Source organism: Comamonas testosteroni (assembly GCF_014076415.1).
Lineage (GTDB): Bacteria > Pseudomonadota > Gammaproteobacteria > Burkholderiales > Burkholderiaceae_C > Comamonas > Comamonas testosteroni_F.
Map to the genome: position 1 here is coordinate 3,413,276 of NZ_CP043568.1, position 10,644 is coordinate 3,423,919.

Consider the following 10,644-nt stretch of genomic DNA (forward strand, 5'->3'; position numbering starts at 1 on the left):
CTGGAAATTCAAGGTCCGGGATAAAAAAGGCCAACATCGTTGGCCCTGTTTGTTTTAGCTGAAAAGCCTTCTGGCGAGAAGTGAGCCGGCCGACAGCTCTGCGCTGTCGAGCTTGTCGTAGAGCAACTCCAGGTCATGCTGAATCGGGTCCAGCGCCGAGACCGGCAGCAGATAGCCGTTCTGGTCGCAGAGCACGCCGTCCATGGTCTGGCACAGTTGCTCCGCCACCTGGCGCAGGCGTGCAAACGGCTGCTGGCCGCGCGGCACCTGGGCCACATCCAGGCTGAGCAGGAACTCGCGCACGACGGACTGATCCAGATCGTCGCCCATGGCAGCCTGGGGATCGTAGTTCAGCACCAGCACGGGCGGCAGGCCCTGGATGGGCGAGGCAAGCACCATACGGCCGGGCATGGGCGTGATGACAAAGCCCAGGCGCTGGGCATTTTGCTGCACATAACCAGCACTCCAGGATGCCTGACGCGCACGCAGCATAAAGCTCAGCTGCGCATCGTGCTCGCTGGCGAACTGATCGAGCTCGCGTGCACGCGAGACCTCGTTGAGCATATTGGGCACGTCTGCCATGGCGCCCAGCGCATCGGCAAAGCGCTGCACCTTGGTGACAAATTCCGAAAACTCGATCTCGTTGAGTGCGCCGGTGCGATTGGCCAGTTGGACACCTGCCTGAAAGCCCAGATAGCGCTGGCCGGTCTGCAACGGCTCCCACTGCTTGCTGTCCTGGTTCATGCCCTCGATGGCAAAGGGCTTGTTTCCGGCACGGCGGGTGCTGGGCTGAGCCTGCAAGGCCACTTCACCAGGAACAATCTGGGCCACGGTAATCGGAGCAATTGCATCGATCAGCGCATCCAGATGGCCGCGACGCTCCACTGACGGGGCGGGAGGAATCGAAGTGGCCAGAGGAGCGTCCGTCAGCACAGGCTCCACAGCCTGCGCGGCCTGCTCAGTCACTGCAGCAATGGCTGCATCCGTGCCCTGAGCGTTCACCTCTTGCACAGCATGCGCAGCCTCATTCGCCTCGGCTTTGTACTGGGCGGCAGCCAGGGCTTCCTGGCGCTGCACTTCCTCATGGGCTTCGCGCGCCACCAGGCGGGCCAGCTCGGCATCGGCTTCGGCAAAGCGACCTGCGGATTCGGGCATCTGCAGGGGCTCGGTACCGGGAATGGCCTTGCCGAAATCACCCAGCACGGGCTCATGCTGGTATTTGGTCAGGTCCGCACCATGACCGACGGTGTTCATTCCGGGCTCGAGGCGCTGAGGATCTGTGCTGTCTTCCTCAGGCTCGGCCCGCTTGGGCGCATTGCGACGCGCAGTCCAGGAGTTGTAGGCAACGATCAGCGCCAACAGCACCACACCCAGGACGGCCAGACTGATTTGCAAGTTACTCATGTGAGAAAACGGTTCTTCAATAGGGGGATGACCGGGCTCAGGATAGCTCAGCCATGGAGAGGGCGGACTCCATGTCCACCGCAACAATTCGTGAAACGCCCTGTTCCTGCATGGTCACACCAATCAGCTGTTCAGCCATCTCCATGGCGATCTTGTTGTGACTGATGAACAGGAACTGGGTTCCCTTGCTCATGCTGTAAACCAGCTTGGCATAACGTTCGGTATTGGCGTCGTCCAGCGGCGCATCCACCTCGTCCAGCAGACAGAATGGCGCTGGGTTGAGCTGGAAGATGGCAAACACCAGCGCAATCGCAGTCAGCGCCTTCTCGCCGCCCGAGAGCAGGTGAATGGTCTGGTTCTTCTTGCCGGGCGGCTGGGCAATCACCTGCACCCCGGCATCGAGAATTTCGTCGCCGGTGATCACCAGCTTGGCCTGACCGCCGCCGAACAGTTCGGGAAACATGCGGCCAAAATGGCGATTGACGATGTCGAAGGTGCCGGTCAGCAAATCCCGCGTCTCGGCATCGATCTTGCGAATGGCCTCTTCCAAGGTGTTCATGGCCTTGGTCAGATCATCCATCTGTGCATCGAGGAAGGTCTTGCGCTCACGCGCCAGGGTCAACTCATCCAGCGCGGCCAGATTCACGGCCCCCAGGGCCTGGATTTCGCGGTGCAGGCGGTCGATTTCGCCTTGCAGGCCGTGCATGCGCACATTGCCTTCGGCAATCGACTGGGCCACAGCAGCCAGATCGGCCTCGGCTTCGGTCAGCAGATTGCTGTACTGCTCCAGACCCAGGCGCGCGGCCTGCTCCTTGAGCTGGAATTCTGTGATGCGCTGACGCAGCGGGTCCAGTGCCTTTTCCAGGCTCTGACGGCGCTCGTCGCTGGCACGCAGCTTGTTGGTCAGATCCTCATATTCGCTGCGGCGCTCGGCGACGTCTTTTTCGCGCTGCATCTTCAGATCCAGAGCATCCTGCAGACCGCCCTGCGCCGCGGCATCAGACAGTCTTGCCAGTTCGTCCTGAGCGCGCTGCTGCTCCTCGGCCAGGGACTTGGCCTGCTGGCTGGCGGTTTCGATGGTACGTGACAGCTCGGCACGGCGAGCATGCAGCGTGCGCTGCGAGAAGGTCGCTTCCTGGGCCTGACGCTCCAGGCTGCGCAACTGCTCGCGCGATTCGTTCAGGCGGCGCTCGGCCTCCAGCACGCGATCTCCCAGCTGGGCATGGCGCTCCTGGCTGTCGGCCAGCTGCATGTCCAGCTCTTCAAAGCGTGCCTCTGCGGCGACCTTGCGCTCTTCGATATCGGAGAGCTGGGTTTCGACTTCGGACAGATCCGCCGAAATTTGCGCGTTGCGTGCCCGCGCCTGCTCGGCCAGTTGAGACAGGCGCAAGGTCTCGACCTGCAGCTCATGGGCACGACTTTGCGACTCGCTCGCTTCGCGACGTGCGGACACCAGACGCTGCGAAGCATCGGCATAAGCGCTTTCGGCGCGCACCAGAGCCGAACGCGATTCATCGGCGATCAGCGCCTGGGCGCGGACCTCCTTTTCCAGGTGCTCGATTTCCTGCGCCCGCGCCAGCAGCCCCGATTGTTCGGAGTCCTGCGCATAAAAGGTCACGCTGTGGGCGGTCACCGCATGGCCGGTGGGCACATAAATGGTCTCGCCAGCCTGCAGATCGGCGCGCTTGGCCAGGGCCTCGTCGAGCGTGGGCGCGGTATAGCAGCCCGTCAGCCAGTCCACCAGCACGGCGCGCAGGCCGGCGTCACTGATCTTGAGCAGATCGCTGAGACGCGCAAAGCGCGAAGCTGACGGGGCGCCGGCTGCCTGAGCCTGGCTGAAGAAGGCCAGCCGGGCCGGCGGAGCATCCTGCCCCCCCGAGCCCAGAAAACCGCGCACCATGTCGAGGCGACCGACTTCCAGCGCACCCAGGCGTTCGCGCAGTGCGGCCTCCAGCGCATTTTCCCAGCCCGACTCGATGGCTATGCGGCTCCACAGGCCTTGCATGCCGTCCAACCCATGCTTGGCCAGCCAGGGCTGAAGCTTGCCATCGGTCTTGACCTTTTCCTGCAAGGCCTTGAGCGCATCCAGCCGTGCCGACAGGTCGGCGTGACGACTGTTTTCGGCATTCACGGCCTGCTGGCGTGCGCGCCGGTCCTCGTCGAGCTGCGGCACGCTGTCCTGCAACTCGTTGAGGACGGCATCGGCCATCTCGGCCAGCTCCTGCGCCTCGGCCAGTTGCGCCTGCAGATTGTTCAGACGCGCTTCGTCCGGCGTTTCCAGTGCATTGCGGTCGGCCCGCAAGCGCTCATAACGGGTTTCAAACTGGCGACGCTGCTCATCGAGACTGCGCTGCTCGGCGGCCAGCACCTGAATCTGCTGCTGCACCTGCACCACCGAGTTGCGCTGGTCGGCATCGGCTTTCTGCGCCTTGTGCAGAGAGTCTTCCAGATCGGGCAGGCGGGTGCTTTGCTCCTCGAGCTGGGCTGCCAGCATCTCGGCCTGCTCTTCGGCATCCATGCCCGCACCTTCGATGTTCTCGATCTCGCCCTGGGCCTCTTCGCTGCGGCTGCTCCACAGCAGCAGTTGCTCGGCCAGTTGCTGCAGACGCAGCTGCACGCGCTGGCGACCTTCGACCACATAGCGGATTTCGGCCTCCAGCTTGCCGACCTCGGCCGTGGCTTCGTAGAGCTTGCTCTGCGCCTGGTTGACCTGATCGCTGGCGTCGTAGTGCGACTGGCGCAGGGTCTCGAGTCCGCTCTCGTTGTTGCGGATATCGGCCATGCGCTCTTCGAGCTCGTTGACGACCTTGAGGCCTTCGATGCGCACGCGGTCCTGCTCGGCCTCGGCCTCGGCCCGCTTCATGAACCACAGCTGGTGCTGCTTGAGCGTGACCTGGGCGTTCAGGCCGTTGTACTTGGCCGCAACTTCGGCCTGCTTTTCCAGCTTGTCCAGATTGGCATTGAGCTCGCGCAGAATGTCTTCCACACGGGTGAGGTTCTCGGTCGTGGCCGAGAGGCGGTTTTCCGTCTCACGACGACGCTCCTTGTACTTGGAAACCCCGGCCGCTTCTTCGAGGAACAGGCGCAGCTCTTCAGGGCGCGACTCGATGATGCGGCTGATCGTGCCCTGGCCGATGATGGCGTAAGCACGCGGTCCCAGACCCGTGCCCAGAAACACGTCCTGAACGTCGCGACGACGCACGGGCTGGTTGTTGATGAAGTAGCTGCTATTGCCCTCTCGCGTGAGCACGCGCTTGACGGCGATCTCGCCAAACTGCCCCCACTGGCCGCCCGCACGGTGGTCGCTGTTGTCGAAGGTCAGCTCCACGCTGGCGCGACTGGAAGGCTTTCGATGCGTGGTGCCGTTGAAGATCACGTCCTGCATGGACTCGCCGCGCAGCTCGCTGGCCTTGCTTTCCCCCAGCACCCAGCGCACTGCATCCATGATGTTGGACTTGCCGCAACCGTTGGGCCCCACCACGCCGACCATCTGCCCCGGCAGAATGAAGTTGGTGGGCTCGGCAAAGGATTTGAAGCCGGAGAGCTTGATGGAATTCAGGCGCACGGTGTCGGTGTCGGTCTAGAGGCTGGCCAGCAAAGGCTTGTGATTGGGAAAGAAAAACGGCAAAAGCGGTTGCACAAACGCAAAACTTGAAAAAGCCCTGTTCTTGCTCGCAACCGTCAACAGACGGGAATCATAACGCGGCCTGCCCCCTCGTCAGCCAAGATTGCTGCATACACGCAAACCATAGCTGCCTGCGCTGGATCGGCAAGAGATTGGGGGGGATTCCGACCAGATAAGAGAGCAGCGAACGCCTCAGGCGCGCGGCTGAAAAGCGATCAGACCCGCCCCCAGCAGACAGACGGCCACCCCACCCATATCCCAGGCGCTTGGTTTGATGCCATCCACCAGCCACAGCCACAGAAGCGCCACGCTGATGTAGATGCCGCCGTAGGCCGCATAGATACGACCAGAGGCCGAGGGATGCAAAGTCAGCAGCCAGACAAACAAGGCCAGGCTGACCGCAGCGGGCAGCAGCAGCCAGGCACTGCCGCCCTGCTTGAGCCAGAGCCAGGGCAGGTAGCAGCCCACGATCTCAGCCACGGCGGTCAAGGCAAACAGCAGCAAGGTCTTGATTTCAGGCAATTCGAACTCTCACACAGCGAAAAGCAGGCATTGTAGAGACCGCAACTGCCTCAGCGCATGGACACCGGGCTGAGAGCCGGCGTCGGAGATCCCGGCACATTGCCATTGGTGACCAGGCTCTCGAACTCGCTGACGGGCACGGGAGGACTCATCAGATAGCCCTGCCACGCATAGCAGCGTATGCCTTCGAGAAAACGGCACTGCGCCTGCGTCTCCACACCTTCGGCGATCACATGCAGACCCAGACTCTTGGCCAGGGCCACAATGGTGCGGGCAATGGCCGCGTCATTGGGATCGGTCAGAACGTCACGCACAAAGCTGCGGTCGATCTTGAGCTGGTCCAGCGGCAGCCGTTTCAGATAGGACAGTGAGGAATAGCCGGTGCCAAAGTCGTCCAGCGAAAATCCTAAGCCGTAGGACTTCAGACGCATCATCTTGGCGATGGTGTCATCCACATCGGAGACCAGCATGCCTTCGGTCAGTTCCAGCTTGAGCCGACGCGCATCGGCCCCATGCTCGGCCAGCGCCTTGAGCACCTGCTCGACAAAGCCGCTCTGGTGGAACTGCTTGGGACTGACGTTGACCGAGAGTACCAGTTGCGCATAACGTGGATGCTTGGCCCATTTTGCCAGTTGCTGGCAGGCGGCCTGCAGCACCCAGTCGCCCAGGGGCAGGATGATGCCGGTTTCCTCGGCCAGCGGAATGAAATGCGCAGGCGGGACGAAGCCTTTTTCGGGATGCTTCCAACGCAGCAGACCTTCGGCACCAATCACCTTGCCCATTTCCACCTGGGGTTGATAGAACAGCTCGAACTCACCGGCCTGCAGACCGGCACGCATGTCCTGCTCAAGCGTACGGCGCTCCTGCAGCGCCGATTGCAGCTGGGGATCAAAGAAGCAACTGACATTGCGCCCCTGGCTCTTGGCCTGGTACATGGCCATTTCAGCACGACGCTGCACTTCTTCACCCGTCAGTTCTGGCTCGCCAAACAGGCTCAGGCCCATGCTGACGGTGATTGAGCGCGAAATGCCACCGATCTCTATGGGCTCACGCAAGCGGCTCAGCCACTGGTCGGCCTGCTGCTCCAGCCTGGCGGCAGCCGCCACTGAATCGCTGCCAAGGTCCTCGATCAGCAGCACAAAATCATCGCCGCCCTGACGGGCAATCGTTGCCCCTGAAGGAAGCAGACCACGGATGCGCTGACTCATCGACTGCAGCAGCAAATCGCCCTGATCCAGGCCATAGGTCTCGTTGAAGGCCTTGAAGTTGTCGATATCCAGCAGCACCACACCACCAAAATGGGCCTTGCGCTGGGCCACGGCCAGAGCCTGTTGCAGCCGATCAGCCAGCAGGCGCCGGTTGGGCAGACCAGTCAAGGCATCGTAGAAGGCCAGACGGCGAACCTCCTGCTCGGCTGCCATGCGCTGGCTCTGATCCTGCAGCACCATCAAGCACCCCTCGGCCTGCAACACGGCACTGACGGCGACAGGACGGCGCAGACCGTCTATCCCCCTGAGCATCAATGTCTGCGCAGACACCGTGCAAGCCGACGCCTCGGTGGCGAGCTCGTCCCACTGAGCCTCCGCACCATCGACACGCTCGGATTGGCGCAGCTGCAACGTCCCGCGGGCCTGAGCCTTGGCGACTTCCCAGCGCTGGATGATGCGCTCGCGCTCAGCGGCATCGGGGAACATGCGCTCCCACCACTGATGGGTGGATACGCTGGGCTTGCCCCCATGACCGGCCAGACGCAGAAACTCTTCGTTCCAGTAGACCAAGCGTCCATCCAGATCCTCCATGACCAGACCCACCGGAAGTCTTTGCATGAGATTGCGCAACTGCTGATGACCCAACCGCTCCATCTGTTCGAGGCGCTTGCGCCCGCTGATGTCCTGCACCAGCACCTGCAGGCGCCGGGATTCATGACGTCCGGTCAGAAACGCATTGAGCTCAACCCAGACCGGCGCGCCCCCCTTGGAACGCAGACAGAACTCGCCCGCATTGTGCTGGAAGTGCTGCAGGTCCAGTCCTTCAAGCAGTTGCGCGCAGTGCACCTGGTCTTCGGGCATGACCAGCTCCAGAACGCTGCGTCTGTGAATCTCCCGGGCCTCGTAGCCCAGCAACCGACAGAAATGCTGGTTGACCTTGAGTATGCTGCGCGTGGCGATATCAAGCTCGACCACGCCCATGGCAGCCTGTTCGCACATGGCATGAAAGCGCGCATCGCTCTCCTGGCGGGCCTGAGCACTGAACTTGAGGCGCCGACTCCAGCTCCAGCGGCTTTGCCACCAGCCCGAGACCCAGGCGGCCAACACCAGCCCCGCCAGCAGGCCCAGACCCAGCACCAGCCAGGGCAGATACCTCTCCTCAAGCCTTCTCTGAGTGCTGAGTGCGGGCTTGAACTGCAGCGACCAGATACGGTCATACACCTGTATCTGCCGCTCCAGAGGCTTGATCAAGGCGAATTCAGGATGGGTTTCCGCCTCCGCCCACAGCGAGCCGGTGAACAAAACCTCCGAACCGCCGGCAAGCATCGACAGCGGCGTGGTCAGTCTCTTGTGGTCCCCACCGGCCTTTGGCGATGGATCGGCTGGGCTGAGATCCACCAGTTTGAATGCTACCTGAGGGTAGAGGTTGGCCGGAACCAGTCCCCTCGCAAATTCGCCCAGACGGATCCCTGCATTGAGCGTTCCGAGCGGCTTTCCGGAAGATCTCCCGATAGCGGCGGTGCCCCCCTCCTCTTCTGCAGCCCACAACGGAGCCCGCAACACCACGCCCCTGGGGCTATCGGGCAGTTGCAGAAAGCGGAATGGAGCCGACATCGACATCTGGCGAGAGTTCCATGCCTGCATCAGGGAATGAAATGCAGCCACCGGCTGACGCGCGTTGCTTCCCGCCAGTGCCTCGTTACCTATCAGCGGCCAGACGTAGGAAACCTCGAAGGCCTGTGAATCCCGTGCAAGATCGGTGTGCAGCTCCGCAGTCACTGCGCGGGTCAGACTCAGGGCCTGAAGCCCCACCAGACTATCCTCACTGAGCAGAGCATGGGCATGCTGGGCAAACACCTGCTGGCCAGCATCCGCGTTGCTCGCCATTTGCTCGGCGAGCTTGACGAGCAGACGGTCATAACTACCCAGGCGTTGCTCCAGGGCTCGCGCCGCCATATCGGCACTGAGCTGCAAACGCTGTTGCATGCGCGACTCCTGGCGCTGGTGGAGCATCCAGCCCCCCAAACCGCCGCAGGAAATGCCAAAACCCAATGCCAGCAGTGCCAACCAGGGTTTGCGCACTTTCATCACTGGCTGAGTTGCGAATTGCGACATGCAAAAAACACAAGATTCCTGAGTTGCGAGGTGGCTCCAGTCGTCAATGGCGCCTTGCAGCAAAGGCTGCAGCACCATGAGCCAACATGAGGAGCGACATAGTTTGTAGGAATAAACCTACATCCAAGGAACATTCACACCAAGTGATTACCCTGAAAGACTTGGCATGATTGCATCTGGATTTAGATCAAATCATAGGCATAAGCTTGTATATCCATCACAAAGCGCTGCAAAATCAAGAGCAACTCCAGGCTTCAAAATTGACAAATGTCAATATTTGCCGGAGCTTAGTCCCATTCAGGCCGCATCACAAACCACGACAACCCGTATCTTTTTAGCAACAACCAAACAGAACCACAGCGCTCTGCCCGGTTATTTCCACGCGCAAGCGCCTGCGGTTTGTCCAGCGGCAACAAGGCAACCATGTCACAACGCACGACTCTGCTGATCGTCTACCACTCGCTGACTGGCGGCACCTTCCAGATGGTTGAAGCAGCCAGCACCGGCGCCCGGCAGGAGAAATCCGTCGAGGTCCGCGTACTGCATGCCTCCCAGGCCGGCCCACAAGACCTGTTGCAAGCTCAGGGCTATCTGTTTGCCACGCCCGAGAATCTGGCCGCCATCAGCGGTCTGATGAAGGACTTCTTCGATCGAAGCTATTACGGTGTGCTTGACCGGATACAGGGCCGCCCCTATGCCAGTCTGGTCTGCGCCGGCAGCGACGGCCATAGTGCGGCAAGGCAGATGGAACGCATTGCCACCGGCTGGCGCCTGAAGGCCGTGGCAGAGCCGCTCATCATCTGCACCCATGCTCAGACGCCGGAGGCCATACTCGCCCCCAAACAGATCCCGGCTGCCGATTTGCAGCGCTGCGAAGAATTGGGGCAGTCGCTGGCCACAGGGCTAGCCTTGGGCATTTTCTAGAGCCAGCAAGGGTTTACCTGCATCATCCCGGGCAGGACAGGCTCTGTACAAAGGCAAGAATGAGGCCTTCGAATCGAGCCTTATAAATGTGCCATCATTGGGAACGCATGCTTTTTGTTAATGCGCGCTCCCATGCAGGCATAGTCTGCGACTCCACCAGCTCTTGCGTCCATGATTGAACCAGACACCGCACGCCCCAAGCGCACGCCACGCGGCCCCAGTCCGCAAAAGACCCAGGCAACACGCCGCTCCATCGTGGCGGCTGCGTTTGCAGAATTTCTGGAACACGGCTATGCGCGTGGCACCACGGCTTCGGTTGCACAGCGCGCAGGGCTGTCCAAGGTCACGCTGTTTCGCTATTTCGATAGCAAGGAAGCCTTGTTCGAGGCAGTGATCCAGACACATATTGCCTCGGCCGCAGTGGCCTTGCAGTCGAGCCCCATGGACGAGCATGAATCCGTGGGCGAGTATCTGCTGCGCACGGTAGGTACCGCAGCAGAGGTCATCGACAGCAGCGGCCGCTCTGCCACGGCCAGGCTGGTCGTCGCCGAAGGCCTGGAGTTTCCGCTGCTGGCGCAGATGTATCGCCGCTACGTGCATGATGCCTTGCTCGAGCATTTCACCCGGCTCGCGCAGCTGGCCGCCAAACGTGGCGAACTCAAGGCACCCGAGCTGGTGCAGCACCCGGAATTGCTGCTCGCACCGCTGTGGCTGGCGATGATGAACAACACCGTCATCCATCCCGAAGTGCCCATGAATGCCGGAACCCTGTTCCGACTCCAGGTGGCTCTGCTGTTCAAGATGCCTTGACCTTGGATGTTGGCGCGCCGGAATCTCAATGGAATC

Annotated in this window: 6 protein-coding genes; 2 read left to right on the forward strand and 4 right to left on the reverse strand. The window is 61.5% G+C overall.

Annotated features, from left to right (window positions below; genetic code table 11):
• Positions 1–54: 54 nt before the first annotated feature.
• From F0P97_RS15675 to F0P97_RS15690, 4 genes are all read right to left on the reverse strand, one after another.
• Positions 55–1,404, reverse strand: coding sequence for a cell division protein FtsZ (locus F0P97_RS15675; protein WP_182283037.1), 1,350 nt, complete (start codon positions 1,402–1,404; stop codon positions 55–57).
• A 37-nt stretch (positions 1,405–1,441) separates the two neighbouring features.
• Positions 1,442–4,969, reverse strand: a complete 3,528-nt coding sequence (smc, locus tag F0P97_RS15680) for a chromosome segregation protein SMC (protein WP_182283038.1) — start codon at positions 4,967–4,969, stop codon at positions 1,442–1,444.
• A 252-nt stretch (positions 4,970–5,221) separates the two neighbouring features.
• On the reverse strand, positions 5,222–5,551 hold the full coding sequence (locus tag F0P97_RS15685) for a YnfA family protein (RefSeq protein WP_087864405.1): 330 nt from the start codon (positions 5,549–5,551) through the stop codon (positions 5,222–5,224).
• A gap of 50 nt (positions 5,552–5,601) precedes the next feature.
• Complete coding sequence (locus F0P97_RS15690) at positions 5,602–8,745, reverse strand: EAL domain-containing protein (protein WP_182287216.1); 3,144 nt, start codon at positions 8,743–8,745, stop codon at positions 5,602–5,604.
• A gap of 552 nt (positions 8,746–9,297) precedes the next feature.
• Here F0P97_RS15690 and F0P97_RS15695 point away from each other — a divergent pair.
• Positions 9,298–9,798, forward strand: a complete 501-nt coding sequence (locus F0P97_RS15695) for a flavodoxin family protein (protein ID WP_087864409.1) — start codon at positions 9,298–9,300, stop codon at positions 9,796–9,798.
• A 171-nt stretch (positions 9,799–9,969) separates the two neighbouring features.
• Complete coding sequence (locus F0P97_RS15700) at positions 9,970–10,608, forward strand: TetR/AcrR family transcriptional regulator (protein WP_087864406.1); 639 nt, start codon at positions 9,970–9,972, stop codon at positions 10,606–10,608.
• Positions 10,609–10,644 lie beyond the last annotated feature (36 nt).